An 18,407-nucleotide genomic window follows, 5' to 3' on the forward strand; every position below is an offset into this window, starting at 1 on the left:
GCAGAGTCGAGTTGGCCAGTGCGGGGTCAGGCGGCGCGGCGCAGGGTGCCGCCGAGGATGCGGCGGTGGATGTCCAGCGCCGCCCCGGACTTGTTCAGGGTGATGTAGTGCAGGCCGGGGGCGCCCTCGGCGAGCAGGCGTTCCGCCATCGCGGTCGCGTGGTCGACGCCGATCCGGTAGGCGTCCTCCGGCGTCGCCCGCTCCAGTGCCTCGGCCAGTGCCGGCGGGAACGAGGCGTCGCTCAGCTCGGCGAACCGGCGGATCTGCCGGAAGTCGGTGGCGGGCATGATCTCCGGGATGATCGGCGTGGCGCAGCCCGCCGCTTCGACCCGGTCGCGCAGGCGCAGGTAGTGCGTCACGTCGAAGAACATCTGGGTCACCGCGTAGTCGGCCCCGGCCCGGCACTTCGCCACGAACCACCGGGTGTCGCTGTCCACATCGGACGATCGCGGGTGCAGCTCCGGGTAGGCCGCCACACCGACCGAGAAGTCACCGATCTCCTTGACCATCGCCACCAGTTCGGCCGCGTAGGTGAAGCCCTCCGGGTGCGCGATCCACCGCGCCCGCGGGTCGCCGGGCGGGTCCCCGCGCAGCACCAGCACGTCCCGGATGCCCGCGCCCGCGTACTGCCCGACGATCTGCCGCAGTTCGGCCACCGAATGCCCCACCGCGGTCAGGTGCGCCACCGCCCGCAGCGTCGTGTCCGCGACGATCGCCTCGGTCATGCTCACCGTGCGGTCCCGCGACGAGCCACCGGCGCCGTAGGTCACCGAAACGAACGTCGGCGCGAGCGCCTCCACCCGCCGCACGGACTCCCAGAACCGCCGTTCGCCCACCTCGGTCTTGGGCGGGAAGAACTCGAAGGAGAAGCAGGGGCGGCCGGTGGCCAGTTCCTCACGCAGCGTGGTCATCGGCGGGCTCCCGTGTTGAAGTACTTCGCCTCGGGGTGGTGCAGCACGATCGCGTCGGTCGACTGCTCCGGGTGCAGCTGGTACTCCTCGGACAGCTCCACGCCGATGCGCGACGGGTCCAGCAGGGCGGCGATCTTCGCCCGGTCCTCCAGGTTCGGGCACGCGCCGTAACCGAGGGAGAACCGGGCACCGCGGTACTTCAGCGTGAACATGTCCTCGACCGCCGCCGGATCTTCGTGCGCGTAACCGAGTTCCGCCCGCACGCGGGCGTGCCAGTACTCGGCGAGCGCTTCGGCCAGCTGCACCGAAAGCCCGTGCAGTTCCAGGTAGTCGCGGTAGGCGTCGGCGGCGAACAGCTCGGCGGTCCGCTGCCCGATCCGCGAGCCGACCGTGACGATCTGCAGCCCGACCACATCGGTTTCCCCGGACTCCTCGGGCCGGAAGAAGTCGGCCAGGCACAGCCTGCGCCCACGCGGCTGCCGCGGGAAGGTGAACCGGGTGCGTTCCGAACCCGTCTCGGACAACAGGATCAGATCGTCCCCTTTGGACACGCAGGGGAAGTAGCCGTAGACGACGGCGGCTTCGAGCAGGTTCGCCGTGTGCAACTCGTCCAGCCAGCCACGCAGTCGCGGCCTGCCCTCGGCTTCCGCGAGTTCCGCGGCGGACTTGCCCTTCAACCCCCACTGCCCCTTGAACAACGCGTCTTCGTCCAACCAGGACGCGTAGTCCTTCAGCGGAATGCCCTTGACCACCCGCGTGCCCCAGAACGGCGGCTCCGGTACCGGGTGGTCGACGGCGACGTCGGAGCGCACCGAACCCTCGTCCGGCGGCGGCGCCGGCACTTCGCTGGTGCGGGCGACCCGCCGTGGCTTCAGCTCCGGCAGCTTCGCGCCCGGCACCCCGCGTTTGACCGCGATCAGCGCGTCCATCAGGCGCAGGCCCTCGAAGGCGTCGCGGGCGTAGCGGACCTCGCCGTCGTAGATCTCGTGCAGGTCCTGTTCCACGTAGGCGCGGGTGAGCGCGGCCCCGCCCAGGATGACCGGGTACTCGGCGGCCAGCTTCCGCTGGTTCAGCTCCTCCAGGTTCTCCTTCATGATCACCGTGGACTTCACCAGCAGCCCGGACATGCCGATCACGTCGGCCCGGTGCTCGGCGGCGGCCTCCAGGATCGCCGACACCGGCTGCTTGATGCCCAGGTTCACCACGGTGTAACCGTTGTTGGACAGGATGATGTCGACCAGGTTCTTGCCGATGTCGTGCACGTCCCCGCGCACGGTGGCCAGCACGATCGTGCCCTTCCCGGCCGCGTCGGACTTCTCCATGTGCGGTTCGAGGTGCGCCACCGCGGTTTTCATCACCTCGGCCGACTGCAGCACGAACGGCAGTTGCATCTGCCCCGAGCCGAACAGCTCGCCGACCACCTTCATGCCTTCGAGCAGCGTGTTGTTGACGATGTCGAGGGCTTTCTGCGATTCCAGCGCCGCGTCGAGATCGGCTTCCAGGCCGTTGCGCTCGCCGTCGATGATGCGGCGCCGCAACCGCTCGTCCAGCGGCAGCGCGAGCAGTTCCTCGGTTTTGCCCGCCTGCATGGACCTGCTGTCCACGCCTTCGAACAACGCCAGGAACTCCTGCAGCGGGTCGTAGCCTTCCCGGCGCCGGTCGTAGATGAGGTCCAGCGCCACTTCGCGCTGCTCGTCGGCCAGCCGGGCGATCGGCAGGATCTTCGCCGCGTGCACGATCGCCGAGTCGAGTCCGGCTTCCACGCATTCGTTGAGGAACACCGAGTTGAGCACCATGCGTGCGGCGGGGTTGAGGCCGAACGAGATGTTCGACAGGCCGAGCGTGGTCTGCACCTCGGGGTGGCGGCGCTTGAGTTCGCGGATCGCCTCGATGGTGGCGATGCCGTCCCGGCGCGACTCCTCCTGCCCGGTGGCGATGGTGAAGGTGAGGCAGTCGACGATGATGTCGCACTCCCGCACGCCCCAGTTGCCGGTGAGGTCGGCGATCAGCCGTTCGGCCACGGCCACCTTGTGCTCGGGGGTGCGGGCCTGGCCCTCCTCGTCGATGGTCAGCGCGATCAGCGCGGCACCGTGCTCCACCGCCAGCCGGGTGATCCTGGCGAATCGCGAGTCCGGGCCGTCGCCGTCCTCGTAGTTGACCGAGTTGAGCACCGCGCGCCCGCCGAGCTTCTCCAGCCCGGCCCGGAGCACCGCCGGTTCGGTGGAGTCGAGCACGATCGGCAGCGTGGAGCTGGTGGCGAGGCGGCCGGCCAGCTCGGCCATGTCGGCGACCCCGTCGCGGCCCACGTAGTCCACGCAGAGGTCGAGCAGGTGCGCGCCTTCGCGGATCTGCTCGCGGGCCAGTTCGACGCAGTCGTCCCAGCGCGCTTCGAGCATCGCCTCGCGGAACTTCTTGGAACCGTTGGCGTTCGTGCGTTCCCCGATGGCCAGGTAGGCGGTGTCCTGCCGGAACGGCACGGTCTGGTACAGCGACGCCGCACCCGGCTCGGGCCGCGGCTCACGCGGTGACGGCTGGAGGCCGCGGACCCGCTCGACCACCTGCCGCAGGTGTTCCGGGGTGGTCCCGCAGCAGCCGCCGACCAGCGAAATGCCGTAGTCGCGGATGAACGACTCGTGCGCGTCGGCCAGTTCGGCCGGGCTCAGCGGGTAGTGCGCGCCGTTGGCCCCGAGCACCGGCAGCCCGGCGTTCGGCATCGCGGACACCCGGGTCCGCGCGTGCCGCGCGAGGTAACGCAGGTGCTCGCTCATCTCGGCGGGACCGGTGGCGCAGTTCAGCCCGATCAGGTCGATGCCCAGCGGTTCCAGCGCGGTCAGCGCGGCCCCGATCTCCGAGCCCAGCAGCATCGTGCCGGTGGTCTCCACGGTGACCTGCACCAGCAGCGGCAGTTCGAGCCCGGCTTCGGCGAGCGCCCGCTTGGCCCCGATCACCGCGGCCTTGGTCTGCAGCAGGTCCTGCGTGGTCTCCACCAGCAGCGCGTCGGCACCGCCGGAGATCAGCCCGGCGGCGTTGTCGCGGTAGGCGTCGCGCAGGTTCGCGTAGGCCGCGTGCCCGAGCGTGGGCAGTTTGGTGCCCGGTCCCATCGAGCCGAGCACCCAGCGCGGACGGCCGTCGGCGGCGAACTCGTCGGCCACCGACCTGGCGATCCGCGCGCCCGCCTCGGCCAGTTCGAAGATGCGGTGGGCGATCTCGTACTCGCCCAGCGCGGCCAGGTTCGTGCCGAAGGTGTTGGTCTCCACGCAGTCCACGCCGACGGCGAAGTACGCCTCGTGCACCGAGCGCACGATGTCGGGGCGGGTCACGTTGAGCACTTCGTTGCAGCCTTCGAGCTGCTGGAAGTCGTCCAGGCTGGGGTTCTGCTCCTGGAGCATGGTGCCCATCGCCCCGTCCGCGACCACCACCCGGCTCGCCAGCGCCGCCCGCAGTGCCGCCACCCGATCCGTCATGTGCGGTCCGCCAATCCTGCTTCGATCTCGTCGGCGGCCGCCTGCCCGTAGCTCTCGGCCGCCCGGGCGGCCAGGTCGGCGGCGACCAGCTTGTACTCCTGCGGCCCGACCGCCTCCAGCACGGCCGTGGCCAGCGTGCAGCCGAGCTGCGCGGCGCGTTCGTCCGGCCAGCCCCAGGCGAAACCGGCCAGGTAACCGGCGCGGAAGGCGTCGCCGACGCCGGTCGGGTCGGCGACGTCGTGCGCGGGCACGGCGGGCACGCGCAGCGACCGCGGGCCGTCGATGGCCACGCCCTCCTCGCCGTAGGTGGTGATCCAGGTGCGCACCCGGCCGAGCACCTGGCGCCGCGTCCAGCCGGTGCGTTCCTGCAGCAACGCGGCTTCGTACTCGTTGGTGAACAGGAACCGCGCGCCGGTCACCAGCTGCCGGGTCTGCTCGCGGTCCAGGGTGGCCAGCTGCTGCGACGGGTCGGCGGCGAACGGCACGTCCAGCTCGCGGCACTGCTCGGTGTGCCGCAGCATCGCCTCGGGGTCGTCGGGGGCGAGCACGGCCAGGTCGATCGGGCCGAAGCGGCTCAGGTCGATCTCCTTGGCCTCGGCCATCGCGCCGGGGTAGAAGGTGGCGATCTGGTTCTGCACGAGATCGGTGGTGCAGGTGAACCGCGCGGTGTGCCGGTGCTCGCTGATCAGCACCGCGGCGGTGTCGACGCCGTGGTCGCGCAGCCAGTCGCCGTAGTCGCCGAAGTCGGGGCCGACCGCACCGGCCAGCAGCGGGCGCAGCCCGAGCCTGCCGAGGCCGAAGGCGATGTTCGCGGCCACCCCGCCCCGCCGGACCTCCAGCCGGTCGGCCAGGAACGACAGCGAGACGCGGTCGAGCCGGTCGGCGAGGAACAGTTCGCTGAACTTCCCCGGGAAGGTCATCAGGTGGTCGGTGGCGATCGAGCCTGCCACGGTGATGCGCACGGCGGTCCTCCCTCGGCCTGGAACCCCAGTTTCGGCGCGGTGGACCCCGGCCCTTCTTTTCGACAGTCACATGTGATCTGGGTCACTTGACTGAAACGTTCCGGAAGCAGCCGGTAGAAAAACAGGTGCGGCTCGCGGCCGTGCTCAGTGTCGTCCGTTCACCCGCCGGGGGTTTCCACGCGTGGCCGTTGTCAGTCCCGTTCGTCCGCAGCTGCCGCCCGCGCTCCCCGTCGTCCCGGCGCCGTGGCCCGGCCGCCGCCTGCGGATCCTGCTGCACGCCTGCTGGATCACCGCGCTCGCCGTGGTGGCCGAACTGCGCATCGGCCGGTTCGGCTTCCACCCCTCCGACCAGGGTTTCGTGCTCGCGCAGAGCTGGCGGATCCTGCACGGCGAGATCCCGCACGCCGACATCGTCTCGGCGCGGCCGCTGGCTTCGGCGCTGCTGCACACCGTGGACTTCTTCCTGCCGGGGCCGCTGTTCGTGGTCTCCGGCGTGCTGTCGATGCTGGAGCTGACCCTGGCCACCGTGGCGCTGGCCGCGCTGGTCACCCGGCGCCCGGTGCTGAGCTGGGGGCCCGGCTTCACCGCGCTGGTGGCCGCGGCGGCACTGGTCAACCTCAACGGCTTCCCGATGATGGCCTGGCACACCATCGACGGCATCGCGCTGGTCGCCTGCGGGGCGTGGGCGCTGGACGCGGGACTGCGCTCGGGCCGTGCCTGGCCGCGCCGGCTGGGGCTGTTCCTGTTCGGCTTGGCCGGTTTCGTCAAGCAGGGGTTCCTGATCGGCATCGTGCTGGCGGCGGTGTGGTCGCTGCTGCACCCGGCGACCCGCGCGGGCGCGCTGCGGGCGTGGCGGTGGTGGCGCCGGACCGTGCTCGACCTGCTGGTGCTCGGCTCGTTCCCGCTGGCCTACGTCGCGGTGGTGTGGCTGGCCGACGGCTACGAGTCGATGTACGCCCAGGTCGCCACCGGGTTCCCGGCGTACGGGCAGCGGCTGGTCGCGTTCTGGGTGGACGAGTTCCACTTCACCCTGGACGGCGTGCCGCTGCCGCGCACCCCGTTGCCGCTGATCTTCGCCTTCGCGGCGATCGCGGTGCTGCTGGTGGGGGTGCGGCTGGCCGGGTGGGCGTGGCCGGACCGGCTGCTGGTGCTCGCGGGCACCGCGGTGGTGGTCCTGGCGGCGGGCGGGGGGTTCTACGGTCGCGAGCCGCGCTGGGCCGACGTGCTGTGGTGGGCGGCGGTCGCCGCGCTGGTGGTGGCCACGGTGTTCCGGCGGCGGGTGCCGCCGGCGGCGTTGCTGGTGGTGGCGCTCGGGTACATGATCAGCCTGTCGTGGGGGGTGGACACGCCGTCGTTGCTGGCGGGCAGCCTCGGCCTGACCGCGGTGCTGCTGCTGGTGGAGCGCATGCCGCCGGTGCCGTCGCCGGGCAGGCGGGGCACCGCGCTGGCCGGGGTGGTGGTGCTCGCGGTGGCCGGTTTCGCCGTGGTGCAGCGCCACGACCGCGCGCCGTACCTGGACCAGCCGCAGGCCGCGCTGACCGAGGACCTCGGCTCGGTCACCCCGGAAATGCGCGGCATCATGACGAATCCGGCCACCTACCGGTACGTTTCCCAGCTCAATTCCTGCCTGCGCCGCTTCCCGGCGTCGAAGGTGGCGGTGCTGCCGGACAACCCGTTCGCCTACCCGGTGTTCGGCCTGCGCAATCCGTACCCGGTGGAATGGCCGCTACCCCTGGAACTCGTCGGCGACGGCCCAATGCGGATGATCACGCGCACCGAGCAGCTGAACCGCGAGGGGGACTACCTGGTGCTCTTCCAGACCGTGCGGCCGGAGGTGCTGGCGGCCGGCGGTGAGGTACCGCGCTGGGTCGCCCCGGACACCCCGATCTTCGACCACGCGGACCTGGAAAACGACATCAAGGCCCGGCTGACCGGCCGTGACGTCACCTGCGGCAGCTTCGTCGGGAAATGGGCACCGCGCTGACACCGAGTTCCTGTCGACCTGACAATTGACTAAGCTGCCGCGCGTGCCACCCCAGCGCCGCGCTCGCCAAAAGGTCAACATCACCGCCGACCTGGTCATCCTGACCATTCGGGACGGGCGCCTGCACGTGCTGCTCGTCGAACGGGCCAACGAGCCGTTCGCCGGGCGGCTCGCGTTGCCGGGCGGATTCCTGCGTGGCCGCGAGAGCCTGGACGAGACCGCCGCCCGGGAACTGGCCGAGGAAACCGGGATGGACGCGGCGGCGCTGCACCTGGAGCAGCTGGGCGTCTACTCCGCCCCGGATCGGGATCCGCGTGAACCGCGCGTGCTCACCTGCGCCTACCTGGCGATCGCGCCCGATCTGCCGCTGCCGTCGGCGGGATCGGACGCACGAGCCGCGCAGTGGACCGCGGTGGCCGACGCCGAACGAACCGCGCTCGCCTTCGACCACGACAAAATCCTGCAGGACGCGGTGGAGCGGGCGAGGGATCGCCTGCAGTACACCACGATGGCCACCGCGTTCTGCGGGAGCGAATTCACCATCGGTGAACTCTGCGCGGTCTACGAGACCGTGTGGGGCGTGGAACTGGACAAGCCCAACTTCCACCGCAAGGTCACCGACGCCAGGGGATTCGTGGTGCCCACCGGGGCCAAGCGGCGGACCGCCGGTGGCAGGCCGGCCGCGCTCTACCGGGCCGGGGCGGCGGAGCTGCTGGTGCCGCCGATGATGCGGCCGAGGGCCGCCTGAGGCGGGTGCGCCTCCGGGGCGGCGGTCATGGCGTAGCTGCCGACGCTGAGCCCGAGGACCAGGCCGGCGAGGAAGGTCAGGACCACCGTGTGCACAGCGCTTTTGAAGGTGCAGTAGATCTTCACGTCGCCAACCCCGTTCGTGTCAAAGTGACAACAACTGGCTTCACGGTAGGATCCGCGGACACTTCGTGTCAAGTTGACAATAACTTCAGGGTTGAGGTCTGCCCGCTTGGCTGCGCAGCAGGGCGGGGTGCAATTGGGTGGCGGGGCCCTTGCGGTAGAGCGAGGCGGGGCGCCCGCCCTGCCGGGTGGTGCGGCCGCCGGTCGGCACCAGGAACCCCTCCACGCCGGTGATCTTCCGGTGGAAGTTGCGCGGGTCCAGTTCCGCGTCCCAGACGATCTCGTAGATGCGCCGCAGGTCGGTGACGGTGAACTCGGGTCCGCAGAAGGCTGCGGCCAGGGTGGTGTACTCCAGTTTGCTCCGGGCCCGCTCGACCCCGTCGGCGAGGATCGTCTTGTGGTCGAACGCCATCGGGGTGCGCTTGCGCAGCACCTTCTGCACGGGCGTCCACAGCGCCGAACTGGCGTCCCCGCCCGCGACCGGGGAGGGCAGGTCCGGCACCAGTGCCAGGTAGCAGACGGTCAGGACGCGGCGGCGGGGATCCCGGTCGGGGCGGCCGTAGGTCTGCAACTGTTCCAGGTGGAGTTCGCCGGCGTCCAGGCCGGTCTCTTCGGCCAGTTCCCTGGCCGCGGCGTGGTCGATGTCCTCCCCGGTGTCGGCGAGGAAGCCGCCGGGCAGGGCGGGCATGCCGCGGAACGGCTCGATCCCGCGTTCCACCAGCAGCACCTGCAGTGCGTCGTCCCGCACGGTGAGTACGACGAGGTCGACCGCCACGGCGATCTCCGGGATCGTCCAGTCGTCAGTCATGCCGCTTCCGAGTGTCCACATGCAACAGCATACCTCCGCTGCGGGGTTTCCCTTGGATGGAAGGGAACTTTCTAATCGTCATATTGACGATAAGTGGGACGCTGGGCTAGCCTCGGATGCGCCTGGCCGGCTTGGCCCGGTACCGACCGCAACGGAGTTGACCGATGATCGTGATGCTGACCGCGCTCGAAGTGGAATACGCGGCGGTGCTGGCGCAGCTGAGGGACACGCGTACCCACGAACACCGGGAGGGCACGCGGTTCGTCGTCGGAGCCCTGGCTGCCCAGCCGGACCGGGAGGTGGCGCTCGCGGAGATCGGCATGGGCAATCTCGGTGCCGCCGCGCTCACCGAGCGGGCAGCGGCCGAGTTCGCCCCGTCGGTGATGATGTTCGTCGGCGTGGCCGGTGCTCGTACGGACTGGCTCGAACTGGGCGACGTCGTGGTCGCCACCCGGGTGTACGCCTACCACGGCGGACGCAGCGAGGACACCGGGTTCCGCGCCCGTCCACGCGCTTGGGAACTCGCGCACGACCTCTGTGGGATCGCCAAGGACGTGTCCAGGGCGAAGGAGTGGTGCGCACCGCTGCGTGACGAGGAACGGGGCGGGTCGCCGCGGGTGCAGTTCGCGCCGATCGCGGCGGGTGAAGCGGTGCTCGACTCGAAGACCTCGCCCTTGGCCGAGCGCCTGCGCAACGACTACAACGACGCGGTCGCGATCGAGATGGAGAGCGCGGGTTTCGCTCTGGCAGGTCACTTGAACCGATCGGTTCGGACGGTGACGATCCGGAGCATCAGCGACCACGCGGGTGGGCAGAAGGACAGGACCGACGCGGACGGCTGGCAGGCAGTCGCGGCGCGCAACGCGGCGGCGTTCGCGGTGGCGCTGGCCGCGGCGCTCCCCGAAGACAAAACCGACAAGACCAGTACGGACGACGCGGCGGGCGAGGCGCGAGCGGGCCGGGTGGCCGAGCCCGTGGTGCAGCACATCAACAAGGCCAGCGGCAACGCCCGGGTCGGCCAGCAGTTCGGCTCGATCGGCGGCAACGTCAACTTCGGCGTCGACCCGACCAGGGAGCAGTGATGAACGTACCCCCGACCTGGGCGCCTGCCGGGCATCCCGGTGTCCAGCACCAGAACGTCGCAGCCGATCACGCACGGGTCGGCCAGCAGATCGGCGTGATCCACGGCGACGCGAACTTCTACGGCGTCAGCCCGGACGACAGTCCGCAGCGCAAGTTCGAAGTCGCGTTGAACCACCTGAAGGCGAGCATTCCCCGCTTCGCGCAGGAGATCCTCCGCGGTCTCGTCCAATCCGGCTGGACCGACAGCAGAACGGCGTACTACTACGCCCTCGCGGTGCTCAGCGGACGTTCGCTGAACGAGATCGACGGCGGCATCTACGGCGAGTTCTGCATCGCCTGCCAGGCGGCGGACAACTTCCCCCAGGACGGCTGGCGGACTGCGCTGAGCGTGGTGCAGGACCTCATGCTGGTGATCTGGGAGCAGGAAGGGGCCGGGGTCGAGGCGCCCACCGCGAGGGAGGAGGTGGCCCGGGATTTCGGGGAACTGCCCGCCGCCCGGCAGGACGAGATCAGCCGCCACCTCGACATGATCCTCAGTGGAGCGGTGCAGGACCAGCTGGCCGCGATCGAGGCGCGGCGGGTCCAGGCCGACCGGATGGACAACAACCGGGTGGGACGGGCGTGGAAGTTCTTCGAGCCCGATCCCGCCGAACCGCGCCTGTTCGTGCCTCCCGCCACGCAGCTGCCGAGGAAAACCTGGGTGCGGCTGGCCCTCGGTGGCCTCGCGGTGCTGATCGGCATCGGGGTGGCCGTCGCTTCGATCGGCGCCGGGTTGGCCGTGCCCGCGGTGATCGGCACCGTGTTGCTCGCCGCGGGGGGCTTCCTGGTGGTGGACTACGGCGCCAGGCGCCGTTTCCACCGCATGCGCTTCCAAGCCAAGGAGTTCGAACTGAACCGGCCGGACCTCCCACCGGTTTCACCCGGTCACTGGGTGCGCACGGATTTTGTGGAAGACCTGCACGAACTGGTCGACCGGGGATTCCGCGAAGTCCGGCCCCACGTGGCGGGGAACTGGGAGCCCGACACCCGGGGGATCCGGGCGACTTTCAAGGCCCGGTTCGTGATGCTGTACGGCAACGCGCAGGTGGCGCCGGGCGCGGTCAGCTGGCTGATCCGCTGGCACGGCAGGCGGGTCGCGGAACAGTGGCTGGCCCGGACGCTGGCCTCGCACCGCGTGACGGCGCAGCCGCCCATCGGGGACAAGCTCCTGTTCACCCTGGGGATCGCGGTTTCCGCCATCGCCTTGATCATCTTCCTGGCGGCGGCCGGGCCGCTGGGTGAGGCCGCGGTCCTGTGCGGGCTCGGCGGGGTGTTCGCCGCGCTGGGCGCCATCGACCTGATCGCGGCACGCCGCTTCGACCAGCAGGAACGGGCAGACAACGAAAAGCTCTTCCACGAGGAGCAGGCCGGCTTCGTGGAGTGGCAGCAGGTGCTGGCCGACCGCCCGGACGACACCGAGATGGCCCGCTGGCTCGACCTCGACCGGGCGTTCCTGAAGATGAGCGCGCTGAACAGGTCCGCGATGAACAACCGGGACCTGGTCGCGCACGTGGTGCTGACCGAGGGCGCGAAGGGAGCGTTGCGGGCAAGGGTGCTGCACGGCCCGCCCCGGTATTCGGCCTACGTGGTGCTGGTGTTCCTGCTCACGCACAGCGGGGTGCGCCAGGTGGAGGTCGACCTGGACTTCCTCGACGGCTCGGTGCGGGACGAACGCCGGTCGTCCTTCCGGTACGACGCCCTCGCTTCCGCGTCGGTGAAGGAGGTCGGGGTTCGGCACGCCGAGAACGGGCGGCAGCTGGTCGATGTGCGGAACGGCGTGCCGCCGAACGCGGCGGGTCAGCTCGTCCGGAGCCGGGTGTTCAAGCTCAGCTTGCTCAGCGGGGAGGAGATCTCGGTCGTCGCGGAGAACTTCGAGCGGCTGGCCGACGCCCAGCGCGAGGACATCGCGCAGTTGATGAACATCGCGCTGGCCACGTCGGGGATCGCCGGCGCGCTGCACGTGCTGGAAGCGGTGGCGGCCGAGGGGCGCGACTGGATCGTGCGCGAGCAGGAACGCCGTCGCCGCCGGTCGCAGGACTGGCGCGACCGGGGCCGTCCGCAGGGCAGGCTCGGCGACAGCTTCACCGCGCTCGCCGCGGCTGAAGAGCCCGATGCCGATGAGGATGACGAGGGGGAGTGAGGCCGGGGGGAGGGGCCTGCGGACGTGGCGTGCTCGCGCGCCACGTCCGCCAGGTCGTCGGTTTCCGGCAACGGCGGCTTGCCCATTGTCGGTGCGAGTGGTAATTCACCGCGCTGATTCATTGCGCATTGTGCAATGGAACTCCTATTCGGGAAAAGATGATTAGACTCGGCCGGGTGCACGCTTGGTTGCGGGTCAAAGGCAGGGAGTTCCGGTCCCGGTTGCTGCTCGGCGCGGAACTCTACGATTCGGCGAAGCTGATCGCCCAGGTGCTCGAGGCGGGTGGCTGCGACGTCTTCATCACCACCTTCGACCTCGGGTCGGGGCGGTCCGGGGTGCCGTTGTCGGAGCTGGCGGAGTTCGCCGACGTCGAGGCGCTGACCTGGATCGGCACGACGTCGTTCGCCCGCAGCGGGGACGAGGCGCTGCGGACCGCGCACCTGCTGCGCTCGTCGTACGGCATCGACATCGTCAAGCTCGACGTGCGCGACGCGACGAACCTGCCGGACGGCCCGGCCACGGTGACCGTCGCCGAGCGGTTGCTCGCCGACGGGTTCGCCGTGCTGCCGCTCGTCGAAGCGGACCCCGGGTTGGTGCGCCGCCTCGCCGACGCGGGCTGCGCGGCGATCCGCGTGGTGGCCTCCCCGGTGGGCAGCGGCCGCGGCATCACCGACGAACGCGCGTTGCGTTCGGTGCTCGAGGTGGCCACCGTGCCGATCGTGGTCGAATGCGGCATCGGCTCGGTCGCGCACGCCGCCCGCGCCCTCGAACTGGGCGCGGACGCCGTGCTGGTCAACACCGCCGTGGCCAGCGCACCGGACCCGCCCGCCATGGCCATGGCCATGCGGCACGCCGTCGAAGCCGGCCGCCTGGCCGCCACCGCTCGCTGAAACCCGGATCAGCGCGCCCTCCGGCGGAACAGGTGGCTGGCGACGGGAATGGCGACGACGAGGAGTGCGGCCCACCACAGCGCGGCCAGCCAGCCGTCGCCACTGGTGGGGTGGCCCAGCAGCAGGGGGCGCACGGTGTCCATGACCAGGGTGATCGGCTGGTTCTCCACCACCACCCGCAGCCAGCCGGGCAGGGTGTCGGTCGGGGCGAAGGCGCTGCTCAGGTAGGGCGCGAACACCAGCAGCACGCTCAGCCCGCTCGCGCCTTCGACGGTTTTCGCCACCATGCCGAGGATCGCCGCGAAGAAGGCCATCGCGATCGAGAACAGCAGCAGCAGGCCCACCACGGCCAGCCAGTCCTCGGCGGAGGCCCGCGGCCGGAAGCCGACCAGCAGGCCGACGCCGAGCATCACCGCCGTGGAGATGCCGTTCCGCACCACCGCCGCCGCCACGTGGCCGATGACCACCGCGGCGCTGAGCACCGGCATCGACCGCAGCCGGTCGACGAAGCCCTCCGACAGGTCCGACCGCACCCCGGTGGCCGTCGTCGTCGAGTTCATCGACACGCTCAGCACGATCATGCCGGCGATCAGGTAGTCGGCGTACGCCGTGGAACCGGTGTCGATGGCGCCGCCGAACATGAACCGGAAGAGCAGCAGGACCATCGTCGGCAGCAGCACCGCGACGACCACCTGCTCCGGGTTCCGCACGATGTGCCGCAGCGACCGGCCGATCAGCGCCCAGGAGTCACCCAGCGCCCAGCTCACGCGCACGGTGGTCACGCCGCCACCCCCGCCCGGCCGGTCACGGCCAGGAACACGTCGTCCAGCGTGGGTTTCAGCACCCGAAGGCCGACCGGTTCCAGCCCGGCGGCCTCCAGCCGCTCCAGCAGCAGCCGCAGCTCCCGCACCCCGGAGATCCGCACCGACGGCCGCGGCACGCCGAGCAGCGCGCACGCCCGATCGGTGGCCGCCGCGTCGGCGAACGACAGTTCCACCCGTTCCTCGCCGACCTCGGCCTTCAGCTCGTCGGCGGAGCCTTCGGCGATGACCCGGCCGTCGCCGAGCACGGCGATCCGGTCGGCCAGCTGATCGGCCTCCTCCAGGTACTGCGTGGTCAGCAGGATCGTGGTGCCGCCGGTGAGCAGCTGCCGGATCGCCGCCCACATGCCCGCGCGGCTGCGCGGGTCCAGGCCGGTGGTCGGCTCGTCGAGGAACAGCACCGGCGGTGACGTGACCAGGCTCGCGGCCAGGTCGAGCCGCCGGAACATGCCGCCGGAGTAGGTCTTCGCCGGGCGGTCCGCCGCCTCGGTCAGCGCGAACTGCTCCAGCAGCTCGTCCGCCCTGGTCTTCGCGCCCCGCCCGAGGTGGTGCAGCCTGCCCATCAGGACCAGGTTCTCCCGGCCGGTGAGCAGTCTGTCCACCGCGGAGAACTGCCCGGTCAGCCCGATCGAGCGCCGCACGCGCGCCGCCTGCCGCGCCGCGTCCAGCCCCAGCACCATGACGCGCCCGGCATCGGCCCGCAGCAGGGTGCTCAGGATCCGCACCACGGTGGTCTTCCCGGCGCCGTTCGGGCCGAGCAGCGCGAGCATCTGCCCCCGCTCGACCCGCAGGTCGACGCCGGTGAGCACCCGGTTGCCCCCGAACGACTTCACCAGCCCCTGTACTTCGATCACGACCCACCCCGCAAACTGTGTATCTGGTACACGCAATGGCGTAAGTGATACACAGTTCTAGGATGGCCGTCAAGCGGATGATGGGTGGGAGATGCCGAAGGACCAGGCCAGGCCGAGCAATCTGGAGCTGATGTGGGGGAGCACCGAGCGGAGGACGAGGGGCCCGCGGCCGGGGCTCACGCTCGGCGAGATCGTGCGCGCGGGGGTGCGGGTGGCCGACGCCGAGGGGCTGGACGCGCTGTCCATGCAGCGGGTCGCCGGTGAACTCGGCTACACCACCATGTCGCTGTACCGCTACGTCTCAGGCAAGGACCAGCTGGTCGCGCTGATGTCCGACACCGCGCTCGGCCCGCCGCCCGAACCGGGGGGCGGCGACTGGCGCGCGGAGATCGAAGCCTGGGTGCGGGCGCTGTGGGCCGGCTACCGCGAGCACCCGTGGGTGATGTCGGTGAAGATCGAGGGCCCGCCGTCGGGCCCGCAGGGACTGGCGTGGCTGGAGGCGGCGTTGCTCGCGCTCGAGGGATCGGGGCTGGACAAGGCCGAGCGGATCGCGGTGACCATGTTCGTCAACGCCGCCACCTCCAGCCTCGCGCGGCTCTCGGTCGACCTCAAGCCGATGGAGGAGTTCGGCGCGGCGCTGGTGCTCGGGGCGCAGACCGGGCGGTACCCGATCCTGGCGAGCATGATCGCCGACGGCACCTTCGAACAGGTCGGCGCGCCGCAGGCCGAATTCGCCCAGGAGGTCCTGCCGGACCTGGAATTCGGCCTGCGGCGCCTGCTCGAAGGCATCGAGCACCACGTCAGTGCGCGGAGGAGCGCGCCCACAGGTTGATGTCGCTGTCCACCGCGTGGCGGTCGATCTCGGCCAGCTCGCCGTCGGTGAACTCGAGGTTGCCCAGCGCGCCGACGTTGGCCTCCAGCTGCGCCACGCTGCTGGCGCCGATCAGCACCGAGGTGACCCGCTCGTCGCGCAGCGCCCACGCCAGCGCGAGCTGCGCCAGGCTCTGGCCGCGCCGCTGGGCGACCTCGTTCAGCGCGCGCACGCGGTTCAGGTTCTCCTCGGTGAGCATGCCCTCGTTCAGCGCGCCGCCGGTGGCCGCCCGCGAGTCCCCGGGAATGCCGTCGAGGTAGCGGTCGGTCAGCAGACCCTGCGCCAGCGGCGAGAAGGCGATGCAACCGGCGCCTGCCGAGTCCAGAGTGGACAGCAGGTCCTGCTCCTCGATCCACCGGTTGAGCATCGAGTAGGACGGCTGGTGGATCAGCAGCGGGGTGCCCAGTTCACGCAGGATGCGCGCGGCCTCGGCGGTCTTGGCCGAGGAGTACGACGAAATGCCGACGTACAGCGCGCGCCCGGACCGCACGGCGGTGTCGAGCGCGCCGACGGTCTCCTCCAGCGGGGTGTCCGGGTCGAACCGGTGGGAGTAGAAGATGTCCACGTAGTCCAGCCCCATCCGCTCCAGGGACTGGTCCAGCGAGGACAGCAGGTACTTGCGTGAGCCGAGGTTGCCGTACGGGCCCGGCCACATGTCGTAGCCGGCCTTGGTGGAGATGACCAGTTCGTCCCGGTACGGGCGGAAGTCCCCGGCCAGCAGCCTGCCGAAGTTGCGTTCCGCCGAGCCGTACGGCGGGCCGTAGTTGTTGGCCAGGTCGAAGTGGGTGATGCCGAGGTCGAAGGCCCGGCGGCAGATGGCGCGCTGGGTCTCGAACGGCCGGTCGTCGCCGAAGTTGTGCCACAGGCCGAGCGAGACGGCGGGCAGCTGGAGCCCGCTGCGCCCGCACCGCCGGTAAACCATGGAGTCGTACCTGTCGGCAGCCGCGATGTAAGTCACGCGCGCAGCCTACGGCACCGGAACCGGGGTGCCGCCGTCTTCTGTGGACGGTCGGGCGCGGCGGTTCACGGTCGCTGGTGCAGCGCCGCCAGTGCCGCCACCGCGGTTTCGTACTCGCGGCGCAGCTCCGCCCGGCGCTCGGCGATCCACGGTTCCCCCGGCAGGCCGTCGAGGAAGTCACCGCGGTAGACCTCGATCGCCGTGCTCAGCCACTTCGCCGGAGCCAGGCCGGCGTCGCGCAGGGCGGCGCGGAAGCGGTCGACGTCGAAGTCGCAGCCCAGTTCCCGGCGGAAGCGGTACCGCCCGTCCTCGTAGCCCACCCAGTCCGGCCGCCGCAGCGCCCGGCGCAGGTGGTGCAGCGTGGTGTGGAAGTTGTTGCGCAACTGCGCCGCGGTCGCCCCCGGCCACAGCGCCCGGCCGATCCGCTGCTTGGTGCAGTCGGTTTCGGTGAGCAGGAAGTACAGCAGCTCGCGGGGTTTGTGGAAGGCCCAGTCGGCGGGCAGCAGCGGTTCGGTGCCGAAGCACACCTCGGCCCGGCCGAGGGCGAACACCCGCAGCGGCGGATCGGTCACCTCGGCGGCGGCCGGGTGCTCGGCCAGTTCCTCGCGGATCACCTCGTCCGCGCTGCCACCGGACCACAGTTTCGCGAAGTGCGGCCGCGGCACGAGGTCGCGTGCCGCGGCCAGGGTGCGTTCCCGGGGCACGCGTTCCACCGGCGGCACCCGGGCGCCGGTCAGCATCCTCAGTTCGGCGGCGGCCCCGAGCAGGCGCACCGCGTGCTCGGCCTCCCGCGAAGCCACGGCGACGGCGGCGAGCGCCTCCAGCTGGCTGGCCACGCGCCACCGGGCGCCCAGCGCGTGGTGGTACCGCAGGCTGGTCCGCAGCAACCGCCGGGCCGCGGCGGTGTCACCGTCCCGCAGGGCGAGCACCCCGAGCTGGCCGAGCGCCCACGCCTTGCCGTCGCGCCAGGCCACCCGGTCGGCACCGGCGAAGCTCTGCGACAGCAGCGCACGGGCCGCGGCGTGCTCCCCGCGGTGGAGCGCGACCGCGCCCCGGCCGAGCTGGGCCTTCGCCTGCACGCGACCGGCCCGCGGCCCCGGCTGCGCCTTGGCCAGCGCTTCGGCGCCGGCGCACACCATGCGGGCGGTGCCGAGGTCCCCGCGCAGCCAGGAGACCAGGCCGAGCTGGTTGAGCGATTCCGCGGTCCGGAGCGGATCGGCCAGGCGCATCGCCAGCCGCCTGCTCTGCGAGTGCCGGGCGAACGCGGCGGCGTAGTCACCGGTTTCGAGCGCGGCGTCGCCGAGGGCGTCGAGCACCACCCCGGCGTTCCGGGCGTCCCCGTACCGGGCGCACAGCGCCAGCGCTTCGGTCAGCCGGTCGGTGCCGCCGAGTTCCAGCAGGCGGCCGAGGCGGGCGCGGTCCACGCCGGAAACCGGCAGGCCGGGAGCAGCCGCCTCGGTGGCGAAGTACTCGCGCACCACGCGCAGCAACCGGAACCGCGTCCGGCAGCGGACCACCAGCGCCACGCCGGTCAGGCGGGTCATCGCGGCGGTCGGGTCCGGGCACCCGGCCCCGGCCAGCTCCCGCACCGCGCGCACGGTGAACGGCCCGGGGAACACCGCCAGCCTGCTCAGCAGCTGCCGGTCGGCCGGGCTCAGCCGCACCACGGCGGCGGTGAGCACCCCACGCACCCCGGTCACCCGGTGGCGATCACCACCGGTGGCCCGCGGTTGCCCGGTTACCGACATGGAT

The 18,407-nt window shown here is 71.3% G+C and carries 14 protein-coding genes; 6 read left to right on the top strand and 8 right to left on the bottom strand.

From position 1 onward, the window contains the following. Window positions 1-26: 26 nt before the first annotated feature. From metF to AC07EG_RS27155, 3 genes are read right to left on the bottom strand one after another with little or no spacing between them, the layout of a single operon-like run. Window positions 27-911, bottom strand: a complete 885-nt coding sequence (metF, locus tag AC07EG_RS27145; protein ID WP_478256017.1) for a methylenetetrahydrofolate reductase [NAD(P)H] — start codon at window positions 909-911, stop codon at window positions 27-29. Next, a complete protein-coding gene (gene metH, locus AC07EG_RS27150) occupies window positions 908-4,375 on the bottom strand; it encodes a methionine synthase (RefSeq protein ID WP_478256018.1) in 3,468 nt (1,155 codons plus the stop codon). The genes metF and metH overlap by 4 nt, the downstream gene beginning before the upstream one ends. Beyond that, the gene (locus tag AC07EG_RS27155; protein WP_478256019.1) at window positions 4,372-5,337 is read right to left on the bottom strand and encodes a carbohydrate kinase family protein; all 966 of its coding nucleotides are present in this window, start codon (window positions 5,335-5,337) and stop codon (window positions 4,372-4,374) included. Before AC07EG_RS27155 ends, metH begins: the two co-directional genes overlap by 4 nt. A 181-nt stretch (window positions 5,338-5,518) precedes the next feature. On the opposite strand from AC07EG_RS27155, the gene AC07EG_RS27160 reads away from it, so the two are divergent. Continuing rightward, entirely contained in the window at window positions 5,519-7,321 is a 1,803-nt protein-coding gene (locus tag AC07EG_RS27160) for a hypothetical protein (RefSeq protein ID WP_478256020.1), read from the top strand. A 43-nt stretch (window positions 7,322-7,364) separates the two neighbouring features. Then, window positions 7,365-8,069 carry an NUDIX hydrolase gene (locus AC07EG_RS27165; RefSeq protein ID WP_478256021.1) on the top strand — a complete coding sequence of 235 codons (705 nt, stop codon included), beginning with the start codon at window positions 7,365-7,367 and terminating at the stop codon, window positions 8,067-8,069. A 210-nt stretch (window positions 8,070-8,279) separates the two neighbouring features. On the opposite strand, the gene AC07EG_RS27170 is transcribed toward AC07EG_RS27165, so the two are convergent. Continuing rightward, window positions 8,280-8,999, bottom strand: a complete 720-nt coding sequence (locus AC07EG_RS27170; protein WP_478256022.1) for an NUDIX hydrolase — start codon at window positions 8,997-8,999, stop codon at window positions 8,280-8,282. A gap of 164 nt (window positions 9,000-9,163) precedes the next feature. Here AC07EG_RS27170 and AC07EG_RS27175 point away from each other — a divergent pair, with 164 nt between their 5' ends. The 3 genes from AC07EG_RS27175 (at window position 9,164) to thiG (ending at window position 13,151) form a co-directional block, all read left to right on the top strand. Continuing rightward, on the top strand, window positions 9,164-10,081 hold the full coding sequence (locus tag AC07EG_RS27175) for a 5'-methylthioadenosine/S-adenosylhomocysteine nucleosidase family protein (protein WP_478256023.1): 918 nt from the start codon (window positions 9,164-9,166) through the stop codon (window positions 10,079-10,081). Continuing rightward, window positions 10,081-12,261, top strand: coding sequence for a hypothetical protein (locus tag AC07EG_RS27180; RefSeq protein ID WP_478256024.1), 2,181 nt, complete (start codon window positions 10,081-10,083; stop codon window positions 12,259-12,261). Before AC07EG_RS27175 ends, AC07EG_RS27180 begins: the two co-directional genes overlap by 1 nt. Window positions 12,262-12,437: 176 nt before the next feature. After that, window positions 12,438-13,151 carry a thiazole synthase gene (gene thiG / locus AC07EG_RS27185; protein WP_478256025.1) on the top strand — a complete coding sequence of 238 codons (714 nt, stop codon included), beginning with the start codon at window positions 12,438-12,440 and terminating at the stop codon, window positions 13,149-13,151. An 8-nt stretch (window positions 13,152-13,159) separates the two neighbouring features. On the opposite strand, the gene AC07EG_RS27190 is transcribed toward thiG, so the two are convergent. Then, window positions 13,160-13,933 (bottom strand): ABC transporter permease, encoded by a 774-nt coding sequence (locus tag AC07EG_RS27190; protein WP_478256026.1) that lies wholly within the window; start codon window positions 13,931-13,933, stop codon window positions 13,160-13,162. Then, on the bottom strand, window positions 13,930-14,826 hold the full coding sequence (locus tag AC07EG_RS27195) for an ATP-binding cassette domain-containing protein (protein ID WP_478256027.1): 897 nt from the start codon (window positions 14,824-14,826) through the stop codon (window positions 13,930-13,932). The genes AC07EG_RS27190 and AC07EG_RS27195 overlap by 4 nt, the downstream gene beginning before the upstream one ends. Before the next feature lie 91 nt (window positions 14,827-14,917). Between AC07EG_RS27195 and AC07EG_RS27200 the strand changes: the two genes are divergently transcribed. Continuing rightward, window positions 14,918-15,658 carry a TetR/AcrR family transcriptional regulator gene (locus tag AC07EG_RS27200; RefSeq protein WP_478256028.1) on the top strand — a complete coding sequence of 247 codons (741 nt, stop codon included), beginning with the start codon at window positions 14,918-14,920 and terminating at the stop codon, window positions 15,656-15,658. On the opposite strand, the gene mgrA is transcribed toward AC07EG_RS27200, so the two are convergent. Then, window positions 15,627-16,619, bottom strand: a complete 993-nt coding sequence (gene mgrA / locus AC07EG_RS27205) for an L-glyceraldehyde 3-phosphate reductase (RefSeq protein ID WP_478256151.1) — start codon at window positions 16,617-16,619, stop codon at window positions 15,627-15,629. The genes AC07EG_RS27200 and mgrA overlap by 32 nt on opposite strands. A gap of 101 nt (window positions 16,620-16,720) precedes the next feature. Further along, complete coding sequence (locus AC07EG_RS27210) at window positions 16,721-18,403, bottom strand: tetratricopeptide repeat protein (protein WP_478256029.1); 1,683 nt, start codon at window positions 18,401-18,403, stop codon at window positions 16,721-16,723. Between the last annotated feature and the right edge of the window lie 4 nt (window positions 18,404-18,407).

This window comes from Amycolatopsis sp. NPDC045836 (genome assembly GCF_056431745.1).